Origin of the sequence: Mesorhizobium tianshanense, assembly GCF_007830515.1 — a bacterium.
GTDB classification, from domain to species: Bacteria; Pseudomonadota; Alphaproteobacteria; order Rhizobiales; family Rhizobiaceae; genus Mesorhizobium; species Mesorhizobium tianshanense.
Window position 1 is genome coordinate 18,311 of the sequence record NZ_VLKT01000015.1, and the last position, 25,874, is coordinate 44,184.

Consider the following 25,874-nt stretch of genomic DNA (forward strand, 5'->3'; position numbering starts at 1 on the left):
CAGCCAAGATGCGTATTCGGGGAGAAAGCTATGCCACTGCAGAACCGGGTCGACCCGTTCGGGGTGATCCACGCCGTGCCCGAACGCGGCCTGTTCATGGGCAATCGCGGCATCATCCATGACCCCGAAACGAAGACGCTGCTGAAGAAGCGCTGGGCACTGCATGCCTGGATCATCTGCGTCTGCGAATTCCGCAACGTGCGGCGCGAGCCGATGGGCAGAAACAGGCAAAGCGACGACCAACCGGGAGGCAAAGCAGGCTGGACCGAGCTGTTCTTCCTCGATGAAGTGACCGCGCTGTCGGCCGGGCATCGGCCCTGCTTCTTCTGCCGGCGCGAGCGGGCGAGCGACTTCGTCCAGCGCTTCGGCGCAGCCTTCGGCATTGCCGAGCCGCGCGCGCCGCAGGTCGACAAGCGGCTGCACCAGGAGCGGCTGGCGTCGGGCGGGCGACCGCCAATCGTGACGGTGGATGAGCTTGCGGGGCTGCCGGACGGCGCAATGGTTGCGGACGGCGGCCACGCCTACGCGATGCGTGGCGGCAAAGCACTGCGCTGGTCGTTCGCGGGCTATGGCGATCCGGCAAGGTTCGGCGGCTTTGCCAGCCTGCCGCTTCGCCTGCTCACGCCCGCCACCACCGTCTCCGTGCTGAGGCAAGGCTACGAACCGGTATGGCATCCTTCCGCCGAGGCTTGACGCCGGAAGCCGGCTCGCCCATTCCTCGGCGATGCGCGCCAATTACAAGATGCAGCGGCTGTTCGTGCCGGACGACCTCGGACCTGATATCGAGTTCCAGGCGAGCCCGCAGCAGGGCCATTACCTGATGCATGTGCTGCGGCTCGTCGAGGGCGCTGAAATCCTGGTGTTCAACGGCCGCGACGGCGAGTGGTCGGCGGCAATCGCCGCGAAATCGAAAAAGGCGGTGCGCCTGAAGGTGCTGACGCTGCAGCGGCCACAGCCCTCGCTGCCCGATCTCGTCTACTGCTTTGCGCCGCTGAAGCAGGGCCGGCTCGATTATCTGGTGCAGAAGGCGGTCGAGATGGGCGCCGGCATCCTGCAGCCGGTCGTCACCCAGCACACGCAAGTGGCAAAGCCCGGCATCGAACGCCTGCGCGCCAACGTCGTCGAGGCTGCCGAGCAATGCGGCATCCTGGCGGTGCCGGACGTGCGCGAAGCGGAAAAGTTCGAACGCCTGCTGACAGGCTGGGACAAGGAGCGGCGGTTGATCTTCTGCGACGAGGACGCCTCGACCAACAATCCCCTGCCCGCGCTGCAGGCGGTGAAGGAAAGGAAGCTCGGGCTGCTGGTCGGGCCGGAAGGCGGATTTTCCGACGAGGAACGAAGGATGCTGAGGGCGCTGCCCTTCGTCACCGCCATTCCGCTCGGCCCGCGCATCCTGCGCGCCGACACGGCGGCGGTGGCGGCGCTGGCGATGATACAGGCAACAATCGGGGATTGGTGATCAATTCCCGTTACCCGTGGCTCAGGATTTTTCGCTTGATCGTCTACTGACATTTCGTCCATCTAGCGCCGGCGGTCGTCCGACCGCCTGCAGCGCCGCGCGTCCTTTCGGACGCGCATAGGACGTTGTAGCACTTTGGGCTGGCGCATGATCCCCAGCGAAAATCGATGTCGATTTTCGGGGTCCCGCGCCGAGAGGGCTTTTCATGGCGCGCGACACAACCGATTTCCGGCCCATCGAAGGTGTCGACGAGCTTGTCGAGCATCTGGCCGAAGGCAATAAGCCACGCGACAAATGGCGCATCGGCACCGAACACGAGAAGTTCCCGTTCTATGTCGACGGCAATGCGCCGGTGCCCTATGGCGGCGAGCGCGGCATCCGCGCCCTTCTCGAAGGCATGCAGGAAAAACTCGGCTGGGATCCGATCATGGATGCCGGCCGCATCATCGGCCTGGTCGAGCCGACCGGCCAGGGCGCGATCTCGCTGGAGCCCGGCGGCCAGTTCGAACTGTCCGGCGCGCCGCTGGAGACGATCCACCAGACCTGCCGCGAAGGTAACGCGCACCTGGCGCAGGTGCGCGAGATCGCCGAGCCGATGGGCATCCGCTTCCTCGGCCTCGGCGGCAGCCCGAAATGGTCGCTGGCCGAGACGCCGAAAATGCCGAAATCGCGCTACGAGATCATGACGCGCTACATGCCCAAGGTCGGTACCAAGGGCCTCGACATGATGTATCGCACCTGCACCATCCAGGTGAATCTCGACTTCGAGAGCGAGGCCGACATGCGCCGCAAGATGCAGGTGTCGCTGAAGCTGCAGCCGCTGTCGACGGCGCTGTTCGCCAACTCGCCCTTCACCGAGAGCCGGCCCAACGGATTGCAGAGCTGGCGCGGTGACATCTGGCGCGACACCGACAACCAGCGCTCGGGCCTGCTCGAATTCTGCTTCTCGCCCGATTTCGGCTTCGCCGACTATGTCGAATGGGCGCTCGAAGTGCCGATGTACTTCGTCATCCGCGACGGCCGCTATCATGACATGACGCATGTCACCTTCCGCCAGTTCATGGCGGGTGCGGCCCGCAACGAGGTACCCGACGGGCTGCCGACGATGGGCGATTGGGCAAACCACCTGTCGACACTGTTTCCCGACGTGCGATTGAAGCGGTTCCTTGAAATGCGCGGCGCCGATGGCGGGCCGTGGCGGCGCATCTGCGCGCTACCGGCCTTCTGGGTCGGGCTGCTCTACGACGCGGCGGCGCTCGACGCTGCCGAGGCGCTGACCTCGAGCTGGACCTATGAAGAGGTGCTGGCGATGCGCAACGCCGTGCCGGAACAGGGCATTTCGGCGCCGTTCCGCAACACGAGCCTGCGCGAAATCGCCCGCGAGGCGCTCGTCATCTCGCGCATGGGGCTGAAGAACCGCGACCGCAAGAACCGCGACGGCTACGACGAAACCTCGTTCCTCAACACGCTTGACGAAGTCGTGGCGCGCGGCACTACCAGCGCCGAGGAGCTGCTCTCCGCCTATCACACGCGCTGGGGCGGCTCGATTGAGCCGGTTTTCATGGAATATGCGTATTGACGAATATGCGTATTAACCGTTCGCTAGCCGCTTGGCCGACCGCTCGGGAAAAGTCGCTTCAATCAGTGATGGAAACGAATTAGGCTCTCTCCACGAGGATTTTCCCGAGGAGAAAACCAATGCCTTCCTTGTTCGACATTTTGGCGCAGGCCCAGAACGGTAACGGCATGCAGGCTCTGGCCCAACAGTTCGGGCTTTCGCAGCAGCAGGCGCAATCGGCGGTCGAGGCTCTGCTGCCGGCCTTTTCACAGGGGCTGAAGCGCAACACGTCCGACCCCTACGGGCTCGGCTCCTTCATGACGGCAATGGCCAGCGGCCAGCACGCCAAATATTTCGAGGACGCAAGCCGGGCCTTCTCGCCGCAGGGCGTCGATGAAGGCAACGGCATTCTGGGGCATCTGTTCGGCTCGAAGGACCTGTCCCGCGCCGTTGCCAGCCAGGCTGCGCAGGCGAGCGGCGTCAGTCAGCAGATCTTGCAGCAGATGCTGCCGGCCGTGGCTTCGATGATGATGGGCGGGCTGTTCAAGCAGACCACAAATCAGATGCAGGCGGCCGGCGGATTCGGCGGCGGCGGCAATCCGCTCGGCGAGATCATCGAGCAGATGATGCGGCAGGCCGGTGGACAAGCGCCGGCACCACAGCAGCGGCAGGCGCCACAGCCCGCGAGCCCGATGGACAATCCGCTCGGCAAAGTGCTGCAGGACATGTTCGGCGGCGGCGCGCAGCAGCCGCAAAGCCAGCCGCAGCAGGCGCCCGATCCCTATGGCGACAATCCGCTCGGCAAGGTGCTGCAGGATATGTTCGGCGGCGGCGCGCAGCAGCCGCAGGGCCGGCCGCAGCAGACGCAGAACCCCATGGGTGATAATCCGCTCGGCAAGGTACTGCAGGATATGTTCGGCGGCGGCGCGCCGCAGCCGCAGCAATCTCAGCCGCAGTCGCGTCAGGCGCCTCCGCAGCCCCAAGCGCCGCAGCCACAGACGAATCCGAGCGGCAGGCCGAGAAATCCGTTCGACGATTTGTTCGGCAAGATGTTCGAGACGGGCGCGCAGCAGCGCGACGATTACCAGAAGGGCATGGAATCGATCTTCGATCAGTTCAAGCGAGGAATGGATCGGCGGTAGGGCTTGTCGCTGACCCACGCGACGCAGCCCCAAGGATGACGAAGCTGAGGAAAAAATGCCCGATCCTTGGGAGGACCGGGCAGTGCGCAGGCGGGCCGGGGGGAACCGGCGGGAGTGGGCGCCTGCGATAGATCTTGGTCGCGTCGAGCCTCAAAAAAGTTCACCGCGACCGAAAAAACAGCACGCAAACCAATGCGATCAGACGACCTTGCGGGCGAGATCCTCGACCGTTTCGGCGCGAGCGGTCGCAATGGCGCGAAGCCTCGCGGTTGGATCGCGGCCAAACGGCACGTCGATGGCGACATGAAGGTCGGCGCGCGTCAAGCCGATGTCGGCAAGTTCGGCGTCCGACATATCGCCAAGACGATAGAAGGCGCGGCGGTTTTTCCAGGCGCGGTAGACGTTGGAGATGGTGTTGACCACGCGCGTCGCAACGGCCGGACGCGACGTGATACGCGGGGTCTCGGTGGCGAAATCGAACGTAGCCATGTCAGTCTCCTTCATATTCGAACGGACGAAGCCGGGCGATCGGCGCTTGAAACAGCGGCCGTTCCGGTCCCGATTCACATGCCGTCATGTGGACAATGCCGAATCTGCCATCACCTGATTGATTAATCCAACGAATGTTTCTAATCTTTAGCATCAACACTAGTGATGGATTGGACCGATGAAAGCGCCACTCGATCTGGATCAGTTGCAGACCTTCGTCTCGATCGTCGACACCGGCAGCTTTACCCGCGCGGCAGAAGAGGTGCACCGGACCCAGTCGGCGGTGTCCATGCAGATGCGCCGGCTGGAAGAACGGATCGGCAAGCCGCTGTTCGAAAAGGACGGGCGCACCAACAAGCTGACCGAGGATGGCGACAGGCTGCTCTCCTACGCAAGACGGCTGCTGTTTCTCAATCGGGAAACGTTGGCCGCTTTCGACGACCGGCGGCTCGAAGGCACGATCCGCATCGGCACGCCGGACGACTATGCCGATCGCTTCCTGCCCGAGATCATGGCCCGCTTCGCCCGTTCCAATCCACGCGTCGAGCTGACCGTCATCTGCGAGCCGACGCCGGGGCTGGTCGAGCATATCAAGCGCGGCAATCTCGATCTGGCGCTGGTGACGCACAATGACGCGCACGGCCAGTCGGAAGTGGTGCGGCGCGAACCGCTGCTGTGGGTCACTTCGGCCAACCACGCGACACATGAGCAGGACACACTGCCGATGGCTTTCGGCCGGCCGAACTGCATCTGGCGGCGGGCCGCCGTCGACGTTCTCGACCGGCAGAATCGCGACTACCGCATCCTGTTCACCAGTTTTTCGGCAACGGTCATCACCGCCGCGGTGCTTTCGGGCCTGGCGATCTCGGTGCTGCCGGAATGCGCGCTGCGGCCCGGCATGCGGGTTCTCGGCGATGCCGACGGGTTCGGGGCGCTGCCCGATTGCCGCATCGGCATCATGCGCGGCCAGACGTCGCGGCCGGAGATCGTCGACGCACTGGCCCGTCACATTTCGGAAAGCCTCGACAACATTTCCGTGCCGCTCGGCGACGAGACGGGAACCTTCGACTTCGCCGCGCTCGCTTTTTCGAAGATGAAGCGGACCAAGCCGAACCAGATCCTGCCGGGCTGGTGAAGGACCCCGCAATTTGGGCCGGCACCGAACACAGCCGACTTGACGCGGACGCTCAACCGCCCCCCAATCGACCCATGAGCGACACTGCATCCGAATCACGCACCAATGCCGCCGAATATACGGTGAGCGAGATTTCCGGCGCGCTGAAGCGCACGGTCGAGGATGCTTTCGGCAATGTGCGGGTGCGTGGCGAGATTTCCGGTTACCGCGGGCCGCATTCGTCGGGCCATGCCTATTTCTGCCTGAAGGACGACCGCGCGCGGCTCGACGCCGTGGTGTGGAAGGGCACTATGGGCCGGCTGAAATTCCGTCCCGAAGAGGGCATGGAGGTGATCGCCACCGGCCGGCTCACCACCTATCCCGGAAAGTCCAACTATCAGATCGTCATCGACAATCTGGAGCCGGCCGGCGCCGGGGCGCTGATGGCGCTGCTGGAAGAGCGTAAGCGCCGGCTGCAGGCCGAAGGCCTGTTCGATGCCGGTCGCAAGCGCCTGCTGCCGTTCATGCCGCGCGTCATCGGCGTCGTCACCTCGCCGACAGGCTCCGTCATTCGCGACATCATCCACCGGATCAAGGACCGGTTCCCGCTGCACGTGCTTGTGTGGCCGGTGCGGGTGCAGGGCGAGACGACGGCCAAGGAAGTGACGGCCGCCGTCAACGGCTTCAACGCGCTGCCATGGGACGGCGCTATCCCGCACCCCGACCTGTTGATCGTGGCGCGCGGCGGCGGCAGCCTCGAGGACCTCTGGGGGTTCAATGACGAGACGCTGGCCCGCGCCGTCGCAGCCTCTCGCATTCCGGTGATCTCCGCCGTCGGCCACGAAACGGACTGGACGCTGATCGACCTGGCGGCGGATGTGCGGGCGCCGACACCGACGGGCGCCGCCGAGATCGCCGTGCCCGTGCGCGCTGACCTCGAAGTGACGCTGGCAGGCCTTGGCGCGCGGCTCAAGACCGCGGCATCGCGCAATTTCGAACGCAAGCGCCAGGCGGTGCGTGCAGCCGCCCGTGCGCTGCCCTCGCCCGACCAGTTGCTGGCATTGCCGCGCCGGCGCTTCGACGAGGCGACGAGCCGGCTTGGCCGGGCGCTGTCCGTCAGCATCGACCGCAAGCGGGCCAGGCTTCAGGCGCAGCGGCTGACGCCGGCCACTTTGTCGCGACGCATGAACGAGGCCCGCACATTGGCCGGCCGTGATCTCGCTCGCGCGCAAGCAGCGTTCTTCGCCATCGTGCGCGAGCGGCGAACGCGGTTTTCGCGCACGGCGGCGCGGCTGTCGCCCGCGCCGATCGCAAGGCGGCAGAAATTGCAGGGAGATGCCCTGGCGGCTTTGTCACGGCGGCAGGACCGGGTGATCTCGGTGCGGCTCGAACGTTTGCGCGGGAAACTGACCCAGGCCGACCGGCTGCTGGCGACGCTGTCGCACAAGGCGGTGCTGGCGCGGGGCTTCGCCCTGGTGAAAGACGCCGACGGGGCGGTAATCAAGCAGGCGGCGGACGTGGTGTCGGGAATGGCGCTTTCGCTGGAGTTCGCCGACGGAACGGCCGATGCGGTTGCGACCAGCGGTGCCGTACGGCCGAAAACAATTGCAAAGCCGACCGCCAAAGCCAAGGAGCCTGGCAATCAAGGTTCCCTGTTCTGAGTGCCGATGATTTCCAGGCGCGTGACTTCCGAATGGCTATGACTTCCGAATGCCTATGATTTCCGAGTGCCCATGACTTCCGAGCGCGAATGACCGACAATCCGCATCACCAGAGGACGCTTTCCGACAGGCCGCGGGCGAGAAGTTTCGGCATAAGTTTTGACGGCACGCCCGGACCGTTCAACGCCATCACCGATGTGCCTGGCGTTGCGGTCGGTTACTCGACTCTGATTTCGGGCGACGGTGCGCTGGTGGTCGGCGAGGGACCGGTGCGCACCGGTGTGACCGCCATCCTGCCCAGACCGCGCGCCGACCTGGCCACGCCGGTTTTTGCCGGCACCTTCAGTCAGAACGGTAATGGCGAATTGACCGGCTCGTACATGATCGAGGAGACCGGTGCCTTCAATTTTCCGATCACCATCACCAACACGCATTCCTGCGGCGTTTCGCGCGATGGAACGCTGCGCTGGATGCAGCGCGTGTTGCCGGCCGCGCTCGACAGCGCCTGGGGCCTGCCGGTGGCGGCGGAAACCTATGACGGTTTCCTGAACGACATCAACGGCCACCATCTCAGGTTCGAGCATGTCGCCATGGCTCTCGATAGCGCGACCAGCGGATCGATCGAGGAAGGCAGCGTCGGCGGCGGCACCGGCATGATCGCCTTCGATTTCAAGGCAGGCTCCGGCACGGCATCGCGCATCGTCGAATGGCAAGGCCGGCGCTACACGGTCGGCGCGTTCGTGCAGGCGAATTTCGGCGAGCGGAGCAATTTCACCATTCGCGGCTTGCGCGCCGGACCCGATCTCGTGGAACCGGCGATCCGCGAAAGCACGCCGCGCGCCGAAAAGGGCTCGATCATCGGGATCGTCGCCACCGATGCGCCATTCCTGCCGCATCAGATGAAGCGGCTGGCTCGCCGGGAGCCGCTCGGCGTCGCCATGACCGGCGGCTTCGGCTATCATAGCTCGGGCGATATTTTCCTGGCCTTTTCGACCGCCAACCGCGAGGCGGCATTGGCGCCGTCAGGCCGCACCGCCAGCGCCGATTTCATCCCGGATACCGACATCGATCCGTTCTTCGACGCCGTGATCCAAGGTGTGGAGGAAGCGATCCTCAATGCGCTGGTCGCCAATGACGACATGACCGGGCGCGACGGCAATTTCGTGCCGGCGCTGCCGAAGGCATGGCTCGAGGGTAAATTCGGGGCAGGCCGCGGGACGTAAGGCGGCTGGTGCGTCACACGCGTCGCGTAGGAAATGGTTGAGCCCGTGGGCCGACGTGCATTAGTCCGAATTCTTTTCGTCCTGGTCGGCTTCGGCCGCCTCTTCGAGCTTCGAAGCGATAAGCTCCTGAATGTCGCCGACCTCTTCCTGGATGTCCTCCAGCGGTATGCCGGCCTCGGCCGCCTTGGCGGCGCATTCCTTGGCGAGGGTCTCGGCTTGCTCCTCGATCCTGTCCAGCGAGGACTGGCACTGGACCTTTTCGCCGATCCACTCCTGCAAGAACTCGATCGCGTGTTCACTCATACTGCTGTTCCCTGGCGGCTGCGCCGGTTGGTAATCATAAACATCGGCATCCCCGAAAAGATGCATGCTCCCATTCCAACCGAGTCGTCGTCGCCCGGCAAGCCGATCTTGTCCAAGCTCCACAGAGCTGAAGGAAATCGAAGGTTCAAGGAGCACGTTCTAATTCTTGAGGAGATTCTAGCTCTCGAGGAGAGCGTTACCGTAGGCTGGGATCGCTTGCGGCCCCAAGATACTGTTTCTATTTGCTTTTTCCGGCCCCAAGGCCGATTTGCATCACAATAGGTGTCACAATACGAAGCACATCTACGGCACTCTCGCCGGCACAGCTCAAGGCGAGCCGTCGAAGCCGCCGCTATATAGGGACATCCTCATGCAATGTCGACCCTGCTCGGCATCCTGCTTCTTTCCGTCGCGCTGAAGGATCCGACTTGCAGCTTTCGCAAGGTCCCGGCATGCCTGATGGCCCCTCGGCACGCTCACCAAGGATTCACTCGAGACGTGAGTTGCAATCGAAAATCCCGGCCTATCCGCCAACCATCAGCTTGACGACTTCGTCATGGTTGGTTTCCGATATTTTGCGCTCGCCGGCCTGGACGCCGCGGCGCAGCACGACGATGCGGTCGGAAACGGCGAAAATATCCTGCAGATTGTGCGAGATGAAGATCACGCCCCGCCCTTGCGACTTGAGCTGGTGGATGAGCGAAATGACCTTGCGCTGCTCCGGCACGCCGAGGGCCGCGGTCGGCTCGTCCATGATCAGGATCTGCGCGTCCCAATAGACGGCCCGGCCGATGGCAACAGCCTGCCGTTGACCGCCGGAGAAATTGCTGACTGGAGCGTCGAGCCGGCTGACATGGAAATCCAGCCGCCCCATGGTCTTCTTGGCGGCGACCGCCATGGTCTTGCGATCGAGCACCGGCAAGAAGCCGAAGGCCTTGCGCATGGGCTCACGGCCGAGGAAGATATTGGCTCCAATGGACAAATTGTCGGCGAGAGCGAGATCCTGATAGATGGTTTCGATGCCTTTCTCGCGCGCCTCATGTGGCGTCGCAAAGGTCACCGGCTGGCCCCTCAGCAGAATTTCACCGCCACTCGGTTGAAAGACGCCCGATATCGCCTTGATCAGCGTCGTCTTGCCGGCGCCGTTGTCGCCCGCCAGGGCCACCACTTCGCCGGGCCGCACGACCATGGAGAAATCGTTGAGCGCCCGGACGGCACCGAAGTGCTTGGAAAGGTTCCGGACTTCCAGGAGAGGGGTGGTCTGGCCTGAGCTATTCATCCTGACGGGCTCCACTGAACCGGCGCTGCGCCTGGTCGATGAGAACGGAAATGATGATGACGAAGCCGACGGCGATGAACTGCCAGAACGGCTCGACATTGACGAAAACCAGCCCGTATTGAATGACCGCGATCACCAGCGCACCGGCGACCGTCCCGAAGATGGTGCCGGATCCGCCGAACAGGCTGGCGCCGCCGATCACGACGGCTGCGACGCTGTCGAGCAGTAACGGCTCGCCGGCCTGGGCCGCGCCCGCGGTAAAACGCGCTGCATAGAGCGCGCCACCGAGGCCCGCGCACATCGCCGAAAGCACATAGAGGCGCAGGGTATGGCCTCTGATGTCGATGCCGGCACGACGCGCCGCCTGCACATTGGCGCCGATGGCGTAGTTGTGCTGACCGAACCGGGTCTGGCTCAGGATGTAGTGCATCACGACGACGAAAACGGCGGCGATGATGACGAGATAAGGCACACCGTAGAGCCTGCCGTTGCCGAGCAGCGCGAACCAGGAATTCTGGACCGGCACCGTCGTGCCGCCGGCCAGGAGGAAAGCAACGCCGCGCGCAACGCCGAACATGCCAAGCGTGCCGATGAAAGGCGGAACTCTCAGGCGCGAGATCAGCAAGCCGTTGATGACGCCAGGCACCCCTGCGACAATCACGGCCGCCAGAATACCCGCCAGCATTGCCAGCGGCAGCGGGATTACGGCTCCCGCCATGTTCGTAGCGTGGGCCGCGACGACCGCCGCAAGGCCCATGATGAAGCCCAGCGAGAGGTCGATGCCTCCCGAAATGATGACGAATGTCTGTCCGGTCGCAAGCAGCAACGGCGCCACGGCAAATATCGCAATGGACTGCAGGTTGAACGGATTGAGCATGAAGGTCGCGCCGAAGGAGAGCCTCGACCAAACCTCGAAACAGATGATCAGGCCGGCGAGAAACAGCCAGGCGCGCCCCTCGGCGATGCGTGCGAGCCAGGTCCTGGCCGGATCACCATGGTCGGCCTGAGGAGCGATATGGGTTTCGCTCTGCTCGATTGGTGATGTTGAGGTCATTGGCATATCCGATCCGCGGCGCGGCCTCCGTCAACAGGGGCCCAGAGACCCGGCGCAGGTCTCCTCCCGGCAAGCCGGAAGGAAACCAAGCTGGTTTGGACTCATTCGGAATAGAGGTACTTCGAGATGTTCGGATCAGCGATGTTCGCCTTGTCCATGATCGTGAAGCCGGTGCCGATCGCAACCGGGATCGATTGGCCGGTCAGGTGGGCATAGGCCGAAACGACACCAAAATAGCCGATCTCGGCGGGATGCTGGGCAATCGCAACGTCGACCAGGCCGGTGTTGATGTTGTCGACGATGCTGGTCGGTGCGTCGAACGCCACGACCTTGACGGTGCCGGTCTGTCCAGCTTGCTGGACGCCATTCGCCGCGCCGAGCGCGGAGAACAGATTTGCACCGAACACGCCAACGAGATCGGGATTGCGCGCGAACACAGCCTGCAGCTGCGAGGCGGCCTTGTTGGCGTCGTTGTCGTTGAACTGGGTCTCGAGAACGGTGATGCCGGGATGGTTGGCCGCCATCTCCTTCTTGAAGCCCTCTTCACGCTGGTCGGTGGTCGAAATGCCGGGCTTGACGTTCGAAACGTAGACCTTGCCCTTGTCGCCTATGGCCTTGGCCAATGCCCGGGCGGCGATCTCGCCGCCCAGAATGTTGTCGGAAGCAATATAGGACAGCGGGAAATCCGCCTCGCCGGCACCGGTCTGGTAAACGCCGCTGCCGATGAAGGTGTCGACGGTGATCACCGGAATGCCGGCATCATTGGCCTTGCGGAGCGGCTCGACCAATTGAACCTTGTCGGTCGGCGCGATCAGGATGGCGTCCGGCTTCTTGGCGATGACCGCGTCAAGCACCGGGACTTGCGTTACCGGATTGAAATCCGGGGCGCCCTGGAAAACCAACGTTACACCAAGGGCATCGGCCGCTGCCTGAGCCCCCTTGCGCATGGTGATGTAAAAGCCGTCGGTGGTAAGGCCCGGAACGAGAGCAATGGTGAATTTCTTGTCCTGCGCCAAAGCAGGCGTGATCAGCGCCGTGGCGCAGATGGCGAGAGCCGCGAGAGCGGCAACAATCTTCTTCATAACATCCTCCTCATTGTGTTGGCAGATTTGCCGTTGCGACTGACATCGAAATGGCCGTCAATGCGTTCCGGCTACGTGAAATGCTTACGGCGAGAAACGGTCTCGCCTGCTTGCCGTTATGGGCAGCTCCTCCCAAGCGCCCCTGTCGTTAGGTCAGCCGGTCGAACCCGACCAGCCGGATGCGCGCAGTCCCGTTTCCAGCCTCCGCAAGGTCCCGGGAACAGCGCGGCTCGGCGCGCCTGCGTGCCTAGCTGCAAGGTTGTAACACTTTGCTGAAAGAAATTGCAACAGGGTATTTCGGGGTCGAAACGCGCTCAAACCAGACCATGTGTGTGCTCCGCAGAGTCCCGCACACTGACTATTGCCCCAACTCTTTGCCGATACAACCGATGACTCGCGGCGGGTTCGCGAGCGGCGTTTGGTGTCGATCAGTTTGGGATCGATCAGGCGTGCCGATGTCACGCATCGGCGCGCCACTATCGGGGCGAGAGAGCCTCGAGGATGGCCTGGGCCGTCATCGTGTCCGTTACCAGAGCGTTGATAAGCCTGGCGCGGGCGGCACCGATGATGGCCGACGCCTTCTCCGGCGAGGCGGCAACGCCGATCGCCAGCGGAACGGCTCGAAGCTGGACCGGCGACATTGCGATCATCCTGCCCTCGCCCTCCCACGGGATAAGGGTGCCTTCGGCGTCGAAGTAATGGCGGATGACGTCTCCAGCCGCATGAAACAGGGCCTGTTCGCTCAGCGTGGCCGCGCTCGCCTCGGGCGGATTGATGGCATGGGGCAGGCCGATGCCGACGATTGCAACGTCGGTCCGGTCCCAAAGCGCGACGCTGTCGTGGATGGCCGCATCGCCAAGGAAGACCTCACGCAATTCGGAGGACGGCAGATAGGGCGCATGGATGAAATGCGGCGTCCCGCCGAACTCTTCGGCGGCGAGCCGCACGAACTCGTTGATCTGAAAATGCGGCGCCTGCTGCTGCATGCCGCCGGTGGCAGCGACGGTAAGAACGCCGGGAATGCGCGGCAGGCCGGCCCGGATCACTTCGCGGATGGCTCGCCCCCAGCCGATGGCGACCACCGAGCCGGCCGTCAGGTCCGCTTGCTTGAGCAAGGCGCCGAGCGGTGCAGCGAGCGCCGTCAGCGCACCGGCTGCCGGCGTCTCGATGACCGCCGCGTCGCGAAGTCCGAGTCCGTCGATCAGCTGCGTTGTGATGCCTTCGGGCGTTGCAAGATCGAGAACCTCGATCCGCACGATGCCCTCTGCCCTGGCCCGCTGCAGGAGACGCGATATGGTCGCGGTGGAGACGCCGAGCCGCCGCGCGATATCGACCTGCGACATCTCCGCCTCGTAGTGCAGTTTGGCGACCGTATGCAGCATCGTCCGCGATGCGGCAACATCTTGTGCGGGAGGGACAGACAGCTTGCAATTCCTTTCAGCAATGTGTTACAGACCCGTCGACCGATGGGAGTTATCGCGCAAATTCGGCAGACTCGCAACGTAGGTTCGTTTCCACGGAGCATTGCGGACCAAGGCCACATTTCTCGATTCGATAGCGCATCAAAGCGGCAAAACCTCCTGCCGACAGGCAGGTAAAACTGAACCTTTCTTGTTCCACGGACCCGCGCCCTGGTGAACGGGCGCCAACATCGGACAAAAGACCATGACAAAGATGACGACCGCAGAGTTGCGCGGCTACCAGCAGATATGCGGCAAGGACGGGGCCATGATGGCCATCGCCTGCGACCAGCGCGGCGGCATGCGGACCTTGCTCGCATCGGACCCTGCGCAACAGGCCAAGATCACCAACGACATGCTGGGCGACACCAAGTCGGACATCACGCGATACCTCGCCAGTCAGGCGTCCTGCGTGCTGCTCGACCCGCTCTGCGCGGTGCCGCGGGTTGTCGATGAAGGGGTACTGAACCGCGATACGGCCCTGCTCATCGGCCTCGACGCCTCGGGCTTCGACGTCTCGCCCGCCGGCTACCGCCTGTCGCGCCTCGCTCCCGGCATTGACGCGCGCCGCGTCCGCGAGCTCGGCGGCACCGGCGGCAAGATCATGGTCTATCTCAGGGCCGACCGGCCGGAGGCGAATGAGCACAATGTCGCCATTCTGCAGCAATGCATCGCCGACTTCGGGCAAGAGGACCTCCTGCTCGTCGTCGAGTTCCTGACCTATCAGGTCGAAGGCGAAAGCCTTGAAGATTACACGGCCAAAATCCCATGGCTGGTCGAGGAGGGCACCCGGATTTCACTGGAATGCGGGGCAAAGGTGCTCAAGCTTCCCTACCCCGGAACGCCGGAGGCCTGCGCCAGGATCACCAGCATGGCCGGCGAGGTGCCATGGGCGGTGCTCTCCGCCGGCGTTAACCACGCGACGTTCCTGGGCCAGGTCGAGATCGCGATGAAGAACGGCGCGTCAGGCGTCATCGCCGGCCGGTCGCTGTGGAAGGACTGCATCTCGCTGGACCGTGACATTCAGCGTGAAAGGCTTAAGACCATTGCAGTGTCGAGATTGCGCGAGCTTCAGGCGGTGATCGGAAACTACCGGCAGAAAGCCGCCTAGCCATTCGGCGTTCACACCAGGCACGCACGGGACGTCATGCCTCTTAGTTCGATGGCCATCGGGATCGATATTGGCGGCACCAATCTGCGCGCCGCCCGCATTTCCGGCACAGGCGAAATCCTCGACCGCGTGTCCGAAAAGAGCGCGCCGGACCCGGAGCTTGTGCTGTCGCGGATCGCCGAAATGGTACGCCGGCTCGATTCTCCCGAAGTTGCCGCCATCGGCATTGGCGTCCCCGGCCGCGTCGATGCGCGGCGTCGCGCGGTCTTGTCCGGAGGCTATGTCAACCTCGCCTCGGTCTCCCTTGCCCAACGGCTGGAAAGCACGGCGGGCAAGCCCGTCGTGATCGACAATGACTGCAACATGGCGCTGATCGCCGAGATGGCTGTCGGCGCCGCCAGAGGCCATGAGAACATCGCCATGTTCACGATCGGGACCGGCATTGGCGGTGCCGTGGCGCAGGACCGGCGGATCGTCCGCGGCAACGGCACGGCGGGGCAGCTCGGCCACATCGCCGTCGACATATCGGGCGAAGCCTGCGTCTGCGGCCGGCGCGGCTGCGTTGAAACCACCAGCTCAGGAACCGCGCTTGGCCGTCATATCGCGCGGGCAGGCCTCGGTCCGGATGTTTCGGTCGATCAGCTTTTTGCCCGGGATGCGGGCGGCGACACGCTGGCGCGCGGCATCCTGGAAGCCTGGGCCAAGCCGCTGCGTGCGGCAATCGATACGGCTGTAGCCATGTTCGACCCCGACCTTGTGCTGCTCGGCGGCGGACTTGGCCTGGCGGCCCACAGGGCGCTTGCCAGGGCCCCTGCTTTGGCGCCCTGGTACCAATGCCCGGTGGAACCGGCGCAACTCGGCGACGATGCCGGCGTTATCGGCGCCGGTCTGCAAGCCCTGGCAGCGCAGGCGACAGTTACACAAGCGTCGCCAGCGTCTTTGCCATCCGCCCCGCTCAACCCAGGCCGGCGTACCGTGGCCGGCCGGCGTGCCGTGCCCGGCCGGCGCGCCGTGCTGGTAAACGGCATCCCTGCCAGCGGCAAAAGCACGGTCTCGCGCGGCATTGCCGAGCGCATGGGATGGCCATTGCTTACGCTCGATACGATCAAGAACCCGTTCCTCGAAGCGCTCGGCGGCGGCGATCGTGAATTCAACCGCACGCTCGGCCGCGCCAGTTACCAGGCCATCTGGTCGGTCGTCGGCGAAGCGCCAGCGGGCACCATTTTTGTCATCGATGCCTGGTTCGGCTTCCAGCCACGCCAGGTGCTCGAAGATCACTTGCAAAGGGCCGGTGTCGAGCAGACCGCCGAAATCTGGTGTCATGCGCCCGGCGAGGTTCTGGCCGAGCGCTATCGCGCACGGCTCGACCAGCGTCCTGCCGGCCATCCCGGAGCGGCCTATATCCCCGAGCTTATCGAACTGGCAAAGCGCGCCGAGCCGCTGCGACGCGGACCGCTGTTCGACGTCGACACGACCAAGCCGATCGCTTTCGATGCCATCACGCAATGGCTGCAGGCGATGATTGTGGCTGACACATAGGCAACGCTGCCGCCTAACAAATTCAGTGATTTAACGGATAAAGCGATGGTACCGTTGGCTGGGATCGAACCAGCGACCTCCGGATCCACAATCCGGCGCTCTAACCATCTGAGCTACAACGGCACGTTTGCCTGAGCGGACCGAGATGGAATTCTCCGGGACCCGCTCTGTCGTTCGGCGATGCGTCCATACGGGCTATCGGAGTTTAATTCAAGGCTTTTGGCCGCGCATGACCCCGAAAATCAGAATCGATTTTCGGAAAGGATCCTGCGCAAAAATCCAAAGTTCTACAGCGTCCTTTGTGCGTCCAAGAGGACGCGGGCGCTGTAGGCAAAGATTGCCCGGCGACGGCGCGTCACCTTTCGCCGCGCAAAGAAAAAGGCCGGCGGGAGGAGGTGCCGGCCTTTTCCTGTTACGAGCCAGCGGGAGGAGGTGCTGGCTGGTCACCCCGGAGGGCAGAGGGAGGAGGTTCCACCCGCCGGGTATTCGCTCTGACCGCTATATCTCACATAATCTTATTCGAAAAAATGCGACCTTTTGTTGCATCTTCGAAACATGCGCAAATATTAGGCGGCTTTAATTTCCTTCAACGCCTTCTCGAAGGCGGTCTTGATCGGCTTGGTGACGTCCTCGGCCGCCTTGGAGGCGACGGTCTGGAAATCCTTTGCCTGCTCGACGGTCATCTCGACGCGCTTGCGCAGGAATGCGGTCTGCAACTCGACTGCTTCCGACAGCGACTTGGCGCCGATCAGGGCTTCGAGATGCGAAAAGCCGGCTTCGGTGTTGGCGCGCAAAGCAGCGATGGCCTTGAGCGACAGGTCATTGGAAGCGGTCTTGACGGTCTCAAAGGTCGATTCCAGTGCCTTCTGGGTATCCTCGGCGCCGGTCTTCAGCTTGGCATAGGCCTCTTTCGACTGCTCGACGCCCTTTTCGGCGAAAGCGCGGATCTGGTCGGTGGCCTTGGAAGCGTCGAAGCTCGGGAATTCAACGTTTTCGATCGTCTCGGCGGTCTTGGTCCTGGACATTTTCCATCCTTTACAGTGGCAGCGGCTTTGAAGGAAAGCCGTCTCGTTCATGTATGATGGCAATATAAAGGCAAATTTTGTGCATTGCAATATCTTTGTTGCAGCGCACCATAAATTCTTTCCCGGCGTTAACCACGAGCCCAGAGATTCCTGCTGATGCACGCTATGGCTTGTGGACCTTCGTTCCATCGGCTTTTATTAACAAAGTGTTAACTGCAAACTGCCGGCTCCGTGCCAAGAGGGTTCGCCAAGCGCATGCCGTCCGAAAACTACTCTTTCCTCGACGTCGCCGTGCTCGACGAGGTCCGCCAGCGCTTTGCCGCCGGCAACGCGATCGCCCTTCTGTCGGCAGACCTCGAACAGGTGATCTGGGCCAACGGACCAGGGGCAGCGGTGTTCGGCTACCCCGACATCGAGGCCATCATAGGCGCCTCGACAGGGTTGCCGCTGATCGTCAGGCGCCAGATTATGGCGACAGGCGGTTTTCCACAGATCGGCCGCGACCGCGCCATCACGATCCGGTTGGCGACCGGCCTGACCAGCCGCGCGGTTGGCTTTCTGGCCAGCGCGGTGACGATGCCGGACGGCGAAAACGCGATCATGCTGGCGGTGCCGGCGGCGCAGACCGGCTCGCGCAGCGCCGCCGAGATCGCCGCTCGAGCCATCAGCGGCTTTACCGAAGACAGTCACTTCATCGCCTTCGTCGACGCCAAGGGCAATATCGAGGCCGCTTCGGATGGCTTTTCGGCGCTCGGCATCTTGCCCGAGACGCTGGTGGCGCTTGTGGCCGATGTGGCGAACGAGAGCGACCGTATCGTCAAGCGCCTCGTTCCAGGCGGCACCACTTCCTATCCGGCCGGTCTTGCCCGGCTGACGGATGAACGGCACCTGCTGGTGGTGATCGACGAGGACCAGCTCGATGCCGAAGCCACTGCCGGCGAGCGCGACGCGGAGACGGAAACCGGCACCGATACAGCAGCGGCGGATGCCGCAGTCCAGCCAGAAGCAGTTCAGGACAACGTGCCGACAACGACAGTCGCGGAAATCGCTCCATCGGCCGTCGAAGACATCTCGGCATCGGCGGAGCACGGCATTTCCGATGTGGCCGAGGAGAGCCCCGACGCGGCCGGCGGACCGCCCGCGCAGCATGACCATTGGTATTTCAGTCCCGACGAGGATGAGGCGCCGGACCAGCCGTACGCGTCCAGGGATGTCGAGGCGCCGGCCGTGTCGGATGCATCGGCGGAAAATACCGTACAAGAGGCCCCAGCGGCCGCCTCCCCGGCCGAACGCCGCATACCGGCGATCGACCGCGCGGCTCCCCCGCTGCGTTTCGTCTGGCGCACCGACGCCGAGGGCAGGTTCAGCGCCCTGTCGCTGGAATTCGCGAAGATCGTCGGCAAGCCTGCCGCCGATGTGATCGGCCGGCGCTTCAGGGACGTCGCGGCCACGTTCGGCCTCGATGCGTCCGGCGAGATCGCCGGCCTGCTCGACCGGCGCGACACCTGGTCCGGCCGCTCCGTGCTGTGGCCGGTGGCCGGCACCGATTTCAAGATACCCGTCGATCTGGCGGCGCTGCCCGTCTACGGCCGCAGCCGCGCCTTCGAAGGTTTTCGCGGCTTCGGCGTTGCCCGTACCGGTGATGCGGTGGCCGATCCGGAAGCGATCGGGATGGCACTTGTCCCCAATGGTGCGGCGCCCGCAGCCGTCGAGCCGGAGGTCACGGAGACAGCGCCCGAAGCGCCCGAGGAAACCGACGATCCGTTCAAGGGCGAGGTGCCGGCGCTGACCATCGTGCCGAAGCCGGAACGGCGTTTTGCCGACAAGGTGATCCGGCTGGCGGAGCACAGGCAGCCGGCCAACGACAAGGGGCTGTCGACGCTGGAACGCAGCGCATTCCGTGAGATCGGCGAGCGGCTCAAGAGGGACAGCACAACCCCGGCCGAAAAGCCCGATGCCGAAAAGCCGGCAGGACCGGCTGCGGCGGAATCGACCGAAAGCGATGCCGAAGACGAGAAGGATGTCGCAAGGCTCGACGGCGAGCAGCCGGAAGCAACGGTGCCCGACATCTCAGGCTCGCTGCTCGACTACGCCGACCGGGACGATGCCGCCGACACCGGCGACGGTGCGCCGGTTTCCGAGCCGGACGAGGCGACGCTGGAAGTCGCTGAACCGATGGACACGGACAGCCGATCGACCGCCGTCGAAGACGACGACTCGATGACGGTCGCCGATTTCCGCGACGCGGAAGACAGCGAGGACTGGGCGCGGTCCGATGACGAGATCCGTCTCTCAACCGATGACATCGGCGATGCCGGTGACGTGGAGCCGGCGCCCGTCGAGCGGCCGCGCCTGCAGGTGCCGCCGCTCAAGCTCGAAGGGTTCGTGCCATCGGCTTTTTCGGCGGGAGACGACAACAAGGCTCCGGATATCTCTATCCTCGGCAAGCTGCCGGTGCCCCTGCTCATCCATTCTGGCGACGACCTCCATTACGCGAATGAGGAATTCCTCAGCCTGACCGGCTATGACACGCTCGACGATCTGGAGGATGCCGGTGGCCTCGGCGCGCTGTTTGCCGATCCTTACGACGACAGCGCTTCCGACGGAACCGATCACGCGTTGCGGTTGAAGGCGCGTGACGGCCAGGAGTTCCCGATCGAGGCCATTCTGCGCTCGGTTCCGTGGCGTGGCGGCAAGGCGCTGATGCTGGTCGTGCGCCGGTCCGGCGACGACGACGCACCAATTCCGCACGGTGCCGCCGACGACCAGACGCAGCCGGACGTTTCCGAGCTCAAGGCACGCATCGGCGAGATGCGCACCATCATCGACACCGCGACCGACGGCGTCGTGCTGATCGGCCGTGACGGAACGATCCGCTCGATCAGCCGCCCGGCGGAAGCGCTGTTCGGTTTCGACAGCGACGAGGTTACCGGCAAGCCCTTCGTCTCGCTGTTTGCGATCGAAAGCCAGCGCGCGGCGCGAGACTATCTCGACGGACTGTCCGAGCCCGGCGTGGCGAGCGTGCTCAACGACGGCCGCGAGGTGATCGGACGCGAGGCGCAGGGGCGCTTCATTCCGCTGTTCATGACCATCGGCAGCCTGCCCAACGACAGCGGGTTCTGCGCGGTGGTGCGCGACATCACCCAGTGGAAGCGGGCCGAAGAGGATCTGACCCAGGCGCGCGCGGTGGCCGAACGCGCGTCGTCGCAGAAGACCGACTTCCTCGCCCGCATCAGCCACGAGATCCGCACGCCGCTCAACGCCATCATCGGGTTTTCCGAGTTGATGGTCGACGAGAAATTCGGGCCGGTCGCCAATGACCGCTACCGTGACTATCTGCGCGACATCAACCGGTCGGGCAACCATGTGCTCGACCTGGTCAACGACCTGCTCGACATTTCGAAGATCGAGGCCGGCCAGCAGGAGATGGCCTATGAGGCTGTGTCGCTCAACGACACGCTGGCCGAGACGGTGGCGATGATGCAGCCGCAGGCCAACCGCGAACGTGTCATCATCCGCTCCAGCTTCGCCTCACGGCTGCCGGAAGTGGTGGCCGATCTGCGCAGCGTGCGCCAGATCGCGCTGAACATCCTGTCGAATGCCATCCGCTACACGCAGGCCGGCGGCCAGGTGATCGTATCGACAGCCTACGAGATCTCCGGCGACGTCGTGATGCGCGTGCGCGACACGGGCATCGGCATGAGCCAGTCCGAGATCGAACAGGCGCTCAAGCCGTTCAAGCAGATCAACGCGCTGAAGCGCGGGCGCGGCGACGGCACCGGCCTCGGGCTGCCGCTGACCAAGGCCATGGTCGAGGCGAACCGTGCCCGGTTCACCATCAACTCGACGCCCGGCGAGGGCACCCTGGTCGAAGTCGCCTTTCCATCAACCCGCGTGCTCGCTGAATAAAGAAAAGGCGTCCAACCGGACGCCTTGAATGATAGGATTGCTGTCACAACGGGGGCTTGAGCGAATTCAGATCCTCTGGGGAATTCGAGGAACGGGATTTCTCCCTCAAGTTACGCACGACTATCGACGTCGGCCCTTAACAAAACCTTACCGGCGCCGCGGAAAATTTACCAATGTGTACCACTCATGAAATCTAGGTAAATTCGAGCGAGATATTTTGTTAACCATGCTGAAGCGCCCATCGCTTCGTCATCATGGGCGGAGAGCAAGGAGCGGAGCGACGCAGCGCAGACCTCCGGGATGACGAAGTTGAGGGGCTTCGGCCAATCTCGAACGTTTGCGATGGTTCACTCAACGAACCATGAAACCAAACAGGCCTGCAACCTGTCAAAGTTACTCACTTCGAGGAACTAGTCGGCCAGTTCCGGCAGGTTGCGAAACAGCTCGAGCGCTTCGGGATTGGCCAGCGCCTCCTTGTTCTTGATGGCACGGCCATGCACCATGTCGCGCACCGCAAGCTCGGTGATCTTGCCGGATTTGGTGCGTGGAATGTCGGTGACGGCGACGATCCTGGCCGGCACGTGGCGAGGGCTCGCCCCGCTGCGGATTTTCGTCCGGATGCGCTTTTCCAGCTCGGCGTCGAGTTCAACGCCGGCAGCCAGCCGCACGAACAGCACGACCCGCACGTCGTTGTCGAAATCCTGGCCGATGCACAGCGCCTCCAGGATTTCCGGCATCTGCTCGACCTGATTGTAGATCTCCGCAGTGCCGATCCTGACACCGCCCGGATTGAGCGTCGCGTCGGAGCGGCCATGGATGATCAGGCCGCCATGGGCGGTCCATTCGGCGAAGTCGCCGTGGCACCAGACATTGTCGAAGCGCTCGAAATAAGCGGCGTGGTATTTCTTGCCTTCGGGATCGTTCCAGAAGCCGATCGGCATTGCCGGGAACGCCTTGGTGCAGACGAGCTCACCCTTCTCCTGCCTGAGCGGGTGGCCGTCGTCGTCCCAGACGTCGACGGCGAGGCCAAGACCGGGTCCCTGGATCTCTCCGGTCCATACCGGTTGCGTCGGCACGCCGAGCACGAAGCAGGAGACGATGTCGGTGCCGCCGGAGATCGAGGCGAGATGCACGTCCTGCTTGATGCCGTCATAGACGAAGCGGAAATCCTCCGGCGACAGCGGCGAGCCGGTGGAGGAGATCGTGCGCACACTGGAAAGATCATGCGTGCGGATCGGTTTGAGGCCGGCCTTGCGCACTGAATCGATGAATTTGGCCGAGGTGCCGAAATAGGTCATCTTCTCGGCGTCTGCGAAGTCGAACAGCACGTTGCCGTCGGGACAGAAGGGCGAGCCGTCATAGAGCAGAAGGGTTGCGCCCGACGCCAGGCCGGACACCAGCCAGTTCCACATCATCCAGCCGCAGGTGGTGAAATAGAAGAAGCGGTCGCCGTCGAGCAGGCCGGCATGGAGCCGTTCTTCCTTGACGTGCTGGATCAGCGTTCCGCCGGTCGAATGGACGATGCATTTGGGGATGCCGGTCGTTCCGGAGGAAAACAGGATGTAGAGCGGATGCGCGAACGGCAACCTCTCGAAGGTGAGCGGCTTGGCGGCGAAGGATGAGAGCGCCTCGTCCAGCGCCGTCGCTCTCTCGATGGTCGCCGCCACATCGGTCGACGTGCCGAGATAGTCGACGATCAGGATCTTGCGGACGGTGGCGAGCTTTGCGGCAACGGCCGCGATCTTGTCGGCGACCTCGATCGCCTTGCCATTGTACCAGTAGCCGTCGGGCGCGATGAAGACGACAGGCTCGATCTGGCCAAACCGGTCCAGCACGCCCTGTTCGCCGAAGTCGGGAGAACAGGACGACCAGACGGCGCCGATCGAGGCTGTCGCCAGCATGGCGGCGACGGTCTCCGGCATGTTGGGCATCATGGCGGCGATGCGGTCGCCGTTTTTCACTCCGAGCGACAGGAAAAGCTGCTGCAGCTGCGAGGTCAGCGCATGCAGCTCGTTCCAGGACAGCCGGCGCTCGACCTTGTCCTCGCCGCGAAAGACGATTGCGTCACCTGCCCCGGTTTTCTGCAACAGGTTCTCGGCGAAATTCAGCTTCGCATCGGGAAAGAAGGCGGCGCCCGGCATCTTGTCGCCATCGACAAGCACGCGCTCGCCCCCGCTGGTCCCGCCCCCACCGGCCCCCTTGTCGCCCACGATCCCGCAGAAATCCCAGACCAGGCTCCAGAACGCCTCGCGATCGTCGACCGACCAGCGGTGAAGCTCGGCGTAAGAGGAAAAATCCTTGCCGGTCCTGGCCGCGGCAGCCTTCATGAAGGCGGTCATCGGCGCGGCGTCGACCTGGTCTTGCGTCGGTGTCCAGAGCGGTGCGTCGCCAGCCATATCGTTCCTCCTTAAAACGCGCCGCGTATGGCATCGCTTATGCATATCGCAGCGCAGCAGAGCAAGATTTTGTTCGGCCGACCCGACGCGGATGTGCGCAAATGCCATCGCGGGGCCATAAAGACTTGAAATGCGTCGGCCCTAAGTCGTAGTGACGACTGAGTTACACCCGCCGGGCGATTTTTGTCGGAATGGAAGCATACGGGGCGACATGCCATCACCTTTGATCCGGCGCGGAATATGGGCGATCGGCGTTGCCGTGCTCGTCATCGCGCTGGGCGTCGCCGCCCTGCCGCTCGTTGCCTCGACCCGCATCGTGCGCGACCGCATCGCCTGGGAAATGAGTGCGTGGAGCGGTTTCAGGGTCACCATCGACGGCGCGCCGCGGATCGAGGTCTGGCCGAATTTTCGGGCCATCCTGACCGACGTGACGCTTTCGCAATGGACAGAGACCGACGCGCCGCCTGTGATCGAAACCGAACGGGTCGAGGTCAGTCTCTCCGCCATGTCGGCGCTGCGTGGCAACGTGGTGTTTTCGACAGCGCGGCTGATCCGGCCGACAATCAGGGTCCAACGCGCGGCAAATGGGTTTTTCCTGCCCGCCCTGCCTTCGGGCGGGCGCATCACGCGTTCCATCGACACTGCTCGCGCCGTGGTCAGCGCCAATCCAGCAAAGCCGGACCTGAGCAAGCTGCCGGCGGATCCGTTCGGCACCGTGGAGTTCAGGGACGGCCGCGTGGTGACCTCCGTCGATGGCAAGGACGCCGAGATACTGAGCAGCCTGAGCGGCCAGGCGAACTGGGCCGCGCTGAACAGCAACGCGACGCTGTCGGCGACCGGAATCTGGCGCGGCGAAAGCGTCGCCGTGGATGCCGCATCGCCAAACCCGCTGGTGCTGTTTGGGGGAGGTGCTGCGCTGATGACGCTTTCCTTCAAGGCAGCCCCTGCCAGTTTTTCGTTCGACGGCGTGGCCAGCATGTCCGAGAACGCCTATTTCGACGGCCAGGCGAAATTTGCCGCACCCTCGCTCAGGCGCCTGCTCGAATGGTCGCGGGCCGGCATCGCGCCGGGCGCGGCAATCGGCTCGGTCTCCGTTTCCAGCAAGGTCACGGCGACCTCCAGCCGCATTAAATTCGAAAACACCGAGATCGCTCTGGACGACAATCCGGGAATGGGTGCGCTGGACTTCTCCTTTGGCGAGGCGCGGCCGGTCATCTCCGGTACGCTCGCCTTCGACACGCTCGACCTGCGGCGGTTTCTCTCCGCCTTCACGCCCCTGGCACCCACGAGCGGCACTGGCCCCGGCGAAATCGACACAAGCGTCGCCGACCGGATCAATCTCGATCTCAGACTGTCGGCAGCTCAGGCCACCGCAGGCGCCATCCAGCTTGCCGAGGTCGCCGCCACCGCCCAGGTCAAGAACGGCCTTGCCGTCTTCGATATTTCCGACGCCTCGGCCTTTGGCGGCAACATCCAGAGCAGCCTTCGTTTCGACCGCAAGCCAGGAGGCACGCAGGTCGAGATCAGGCTGCTCGCCTCCGACATCGACGGCGGCGCTTTTGGCACCGCAGCCGGGATGACGCGACTGGTGCCGATCGGCACGGGAACGGTTTCGGTCATCCTCAAGGGACCGGGCAGAACCTGGGATTCCATTTTCGAAAACGCCGACGGCTCGGTTTCGGCAAAATTCGGCAAGGGCGCATTGAGCCGGCTCAACCTGCCGGCGTTTCTCAAACACACCGAACAGGGCGGATTCTTCGCGCTCGACGATGTCTCCGACGGAACGCTGCCGATCGACGGAGCCGAACTCAAGGCCAATATTTCGAACGGCGTGGCGAAGATCGAGAAGGCCGAAGCCATTTCGGCGCAGTACAAGGTCTGGCTTTCCGGCATCGCCTCCTATGGCGGACGAGGGCTGGCGCTGTCCGGCGGTATCATTCAGGCGGGCCAAGCGGCCACGCAGACGAATGACCAGGGTCCCAACCAGTCTTCGTTCTTCGTCGGCGGGACATGGAGCACGCCGTTCATCTCGCCGATAAGCCGCGGGATTTCCGTACAGTAGGCAACGAA

General features: G+C 63.8%; 19 protein-coding genes and 1 tRNA gene. 11 read left to right on the forward strand and 9 right to left on the reverse strand.

Annotated elements, in window-relative coordinates; translation table 11 throughout:
- The first annotated feature begins 30 nt into the window (after positions 1 to 30).
- From IQ26_RS13670 to IQ26_RS13690, 4 genes are all read left to right on the forward strand, one after another.
- Positions 31 to 693, forward strand: a complete 663-nt coding sequence (locus IQ26_RS13670) for a hypothetical protein (RefSeq protein ID WP_145717988.1) — start codon at positions 31 to 33, stop codon at positions 691 to 693.
- Between the two features lie 31 nt (positions 694 to 724).
- On the forward strand, positions 725 to 1,459 hold the full coding sequence (locus IQ26_RS13675) for a 16S rRNA (uracil(1498)-N(3))-methyltransferase (RefSeq protein ID WP_145717989.1): 735 nt from the start codon (positions 725 to 727) through the stop codon (positions 1,457 to 1,459).
- Positions 1,460 to 1,664: 205 nt separating this feature from the next.
- Positions 1,665 to 3,038, forward strand: a complete 1,374-nt coding sequence (locus IQ26_RS13685; protein ID WP_145717990.1) for a glutamate--cysteine ligase — start codon at positions 1,665 to 1,667, stop codon at positions 3,036 to 3,038.
- Between the two features lie 119 nt (positions 3,039 to 3,157).
- Complete coding sequence (locus IQ26_RS13690) at positions 3,158 to 4,159, forward strand: DUF937 domain-containing protein (RefSeq protein WP_145717991.1); 1,002 nt, start codon at positions 3,158 to 3,160, stop codon at positions 4,157 to 4,159.
- Positions 4,160 to 4,357: 198 nt separating this feature from the next.
- Here IQ26_RS13690 and IQ26_RS13695 read toward each other — a convergent pair whose 3' ends face one another.
- The gene (locus IQ26_RS13695; protein ID WP_145717992.1) at positions 4,358 to 4,648 is read right to left on the reverse strand and encodes a DUF1127 domain-containing protein; all 291 of its coding nucleotides are present in this window, start codon (positions 4,646 to 4,648) and stop codon (positions 4,358 to 4,360) included.
- A 178-nt stretch (positions 4,649 to 4,826) separates the two neighbouring features.
- Here IQ26_RS13695 and IQ26_RS13700 point away from each other — a divergent pair, with 178 nt between their 5' ends.
- The 3 genes from IQ26_RS13700 (at position 4,827) to IQ26_RS13710 (ending at position 8,646) form a co-directional block, all read left to right on the forward strand.
- Entirely contained in the window at positions 4,827 to 5,783 is a 957-nt protein-coding gene (locus IQ26_RS13700) for a LysR substrate-binding domain-containing protein (protein WP_145717994.1), read from the forward strand.
- A gap of 74 nt (positions 5,784 to 5,857) precedes the next feature.
- Positions 5,858 to 7,423, forward strand: a complete 1,566-nt coding sequence (gene xseA / locus IQ26_RS13705; protein WP_145717996.1) for an exodeoxyribonuclease VII large subunit — start codon at positions 5,858 to 5,860, stop codon at positions 7,421 to 7,423.
- 89 nt (positions 7,424 to 7,512) lie between these two features.
- Complete coding sequence (locus tag IQ26_RS13710; RefSeq protein WP_145717998.1) at positions 7,513 to 8,646, forward strand: DmpA family aminopeptidase; 1,134 nt, start codon at positions 7,513 to 7,515, stop codon at positions 8,644 to 8,646.
- 60 nt (positions 8,647 to 8,706) lie between these two features.
- On the opposite strand, the gene IQ26_RS13715 is transcribed toward IQ26_RS13710, so the two are convergent.
- The 5 genes from IQ26_RS13715 to IQ26_RS13735 all read right to left on the reverse strand — a co-directional run bounded on the left by IQ26_RS13715 (position 8,707) and on the right by IQ26_RS13735 (position 13,746).
- Positions 8,707 to 8,949 carry a DUF768 domain-containing protein gene (locus IQ26_RS13715; protein ID WP_145718000.1) on the reverse strand — a complete coding sequence of 81 codons (243 nt, stop codon included), beginning with the start codon at positions 8,947 to 8,949 and terminating at the stop codon, positions 8,707 to 8,709.
- 523 nt (positions 8,950 to 9,472) lie between these two features.
- Entirely contained in the window at positions 9,473 to 10,228 is a 756-nt protein-coding gene (locus IQ26_RS13720) for an ATP-binding cassette domain-containing protein (RefSeq protein WP_145718002.1), read from the reverse strand.
- Positions 10,221 to 11,282: an ABC transporter permease subunit gene (locus IQ26_RS13725; protein ID WP_145718004.1), complete on the reverse strand. Its 1,062-nt coding sequence runs from the start codon at positions 11,280 to 11,282 to the stop codon at positions 10,221 to 10,223. Before IQ26_RS13725 ends, IQ26_RS13720 begins: the two co-directional genes overlap by 8 nt.
- Positions 11,283 to 11,383: 101 nt before the next feature.
- Positions 11,384 to 12,364, reverse strand: a complete 981-nt coding sequence (locus IQ26_RS13730) for an ABC transporter substrate-binding protein (RefSeq protein ID WP_145718011.1) — start codon at positions 12,362 to 12,364, stop codon at positions 11,384 to 11,386.
- A 476-nt stretch (positions 12,365 to 12,840) separates the two neighbouring features.
- On the reverse strand, positions 12,841 to 13,746 hold the full coding sequence (locus IQ26_RS13735) for a sugar-binding transcriptional regulator (RefSeq protein ID WP_145718013.1): 906 nt from the start codon (positions 13,744 to 13,746) through the stop codon (positions 12,841 to 12,843).
- Positions 13,747 to 14,029: 283 nt separating this feature from the next.
- Here IQ26_RS13735 and IQ26_RS13740 point away from each other — a divergent pair, with 283 nt between their 5' ends.
- Together IQ26_RS13740 and IQ26_RS13745 are read left to right on the forward strand one after the other, a co-directional pair.
- On the forward strand, positions 14,030 to 14,935 hold the full coding sequence (locus IQ26_RS13740) for a tagatose-bisphosphate aldolase (RefSeq protein WP_145718015.1): 906 nt from the start codon (positions 14,030 to 14,032) through the stop codon (positions 14,933 to 14,935).
- Between the two features lie 36 nt (positions 14,936 to 14,971).
- On the forward strand, positions 14,972 to 16,474 hold the full coding sequence (locus IQ26_RS13745; RefSeq protein WP_145718016.1) for an ROK family protein: 1,503 nt from the start codon (positions 14,972 to 14,974) through the stop codon (positions 16,472 to 16,474).
- Between the two features lie 46 nt (positions 16,475 to 16,520).
- On the opposite strand, the gene IQ26_RS13750 is transcribed toward IQ26_RS13745, so the two are convergent.
- Together IQ26_RS13750 and IQ26_RS13755 are read right to left on the reverse strand one after the other, a co-directional pair.
- A tRNA-His gene (locus IQ26_RS13750) sits at positions 16,521 to 16,597 on the reverse strand.
- Between the two features lie 443 nt (positions 16,598 to 17,040).
- Entirely contained in the window at positions 17,041 to 17,499 is a 459-nt protein-coding gene (locus tag IQ26_RS13755) for a phasin (RefSeq protein ID WP_145718018.1), read from the reverse strand.
- A gap of 255 nt (positions 17,500 to 17,754) precedes the next feature.
- On the opposite strand from IQ26_RS13755, the gene IQ26_RS13760 reads away from it, so the two are divergent.
- Positions 17,755 to 21,408: a PAS domain S-box protein gene (locus IQ26_RS13760; RefSeq protein WP_145718021.1), complete on the forward strand. Its 3,654-nt coding sequence runs from the start codon at positions 17,755 to 17,757 to the stop codon at positions 21,406 to 21,408.
- Positions 21,409 to 21,818: 410 nt separating this feature from the next.
- Here the strand turns inward: IQ26_RS13760 and IQ26_RS13765 are convergent, their stop codons facing one another.
- Positions 21,819 to 23,804, reverse strand: coding sequence for an acetoacetate--CoA ligase (locus IQ26_RS13765; RefSeq protein ID WP_145718024.1), 1,986 nt, complete (start codon positions 23,802 to 23,804; stop codon positions 21,819 to 21,821).
- 211 nt (positions 23,805 to 24,015) lie between these two features.
- Here IQ26_RS13765 and IQ26_RS13770 point away from each other — a divergent pair, with 211 nt between their 5' ends.
- On the forward strand, positions 24,016 to 25,866 hold the full coding sequence (locus tag IQ26_RS13770) for an AsmA family protein (protein ID WP_145718026.1): 1,851 nt from the start codon (positions 24,016 to 24,018) through the stop codon (positions 25,864 to 25,866).
- Positions 25,867 to 25,874: the final 8 nt, after the last annotated feature.

Coding starts and splice junctions, on each gene's coding strand:
- IQ26_RS13670 (WP_145717988.1), top strand. CDS start 31: ATGCCACTGCAGAACCGGGTCGACCCGTTCGGGGTGATCCACGCCGTG.
- IQ26_RS13675 (WP_145717989.1), top strand. CDS start 725: ATGCGCGCCAATTACAAGATGCAGCGGCTGTTCGTGCCGGACGACCTC.
- IQ26_RS13685 (WP_145717990.1), top strand. CDS start 1,665: ATGGCGCGCGACACAACCGATTTCCGGCCCATCGAAGGTGTCGACGAG.
- IQ26_RS13690 (WP_145717991.1), top strand. CDS start 3,158: ATGCCTTCCTTGTTCGACATTTTGGCGCAGGCCCAGAACGGTAACGGC.
- IQ26_RS13695 (WP_145717992.1), bottom strand. CDS start 4,648: ATGGCTACGTTCGATTTCGCCACCGAGACCCCGCGTATCACGTCGCGT.
- IQ26_RS13700 (WP_145717994.1), top strand. CDS start 4,827: ATGAAAGCGCCACTCGATCTGGATCAGTTGCAGACCTTCGTCTCGATC.
- xseA (WP_145717996.1), top strand. CDS start 5,858: ATGAGCGACACTGCATCCGAATCACGCACCAATGCCGCCGAATATACG.
- IQ26_RS13710 (WP_145717998.1), top strand. CDS start 7,513: ATGACCGACAATCCGCATCACCAGAGGACGCTTTCCGACAGGCCGCGG.
- IQ26_RS13715 (WP_145718000.1), bottom strand. CDS start 8,949: ATGAGTGAACACGCGATCGAGTTCTTGCAGGAGTGGATCGGCGAAAAG.
- IQ26_RS13720 (WP_145718002.1), bottom strand. CDS start 10,228: ATGAATAGCTCAGGCCAGACCACCCCTCTCCTGGAAGTCCGGAACCTT.
- IQ26_RS13725 (WP_145718004.1), bottom strand. CDS start 11,282: ATGACCTCAACATCACCAATCGAGCAGAGCGAAACCCATATCGCTCCT.
- IQ26_RS13730 (WP_145718011.1), bottom strand. CDS start 12,364: ATGAAGAAGATTGTTGCCGCTCTCGCGGCTCTCGCCATCTGCGCCACG.
- IQ26_RS13735 (WP_145718013.1), bottom strand. CDS start 13,746: ATGCTGCATACGGTCGCCAAACTGCACTACGAGGCGGAGATGTCGCAG.
- IQ26_RS13740 (WP_145718015.1), top strand. CDS start 14,030: ATGACAAAGATGACGACCGCAGAGTTGCGCGGCTACCAGCAGATATGC.
- IQ26_RS13745 (WP_145718016.1), top strand. CDS start 14,972: ATGCCTCTTAGTTCGATGGCCATCGGGATCGATATTGGCGGCACCAAT.
- IQ26_RS13755 (WP_145718018.1), bottom strand. CDS start 17,499: ATGTCCAGGACCAAGACCGCCGAGACGATCGAAAACGTTGAATTCCCG.
- IQ26_RS13760 (WP_145718021.1), top strand. CDS start 17,755: ATGCCGTCCGAAAACTACTCTTTCCTCGACGTCGCCGTGCTCGACGAG.
- IQ26_RS13765 (WP_145718024.1), bottom strand. CDS start 23,804: ATGGCTGGCGACGCACCGCTCTGGACACCGACGCAAGACCAGGTCGAC.
- IQ26_RS13770 (WP_145718026.1), top strand. CDS start 24,016: ATGCCATCACCTTTGATCCGGCGCGGAATATGGGCGATCGGCGTTGCC.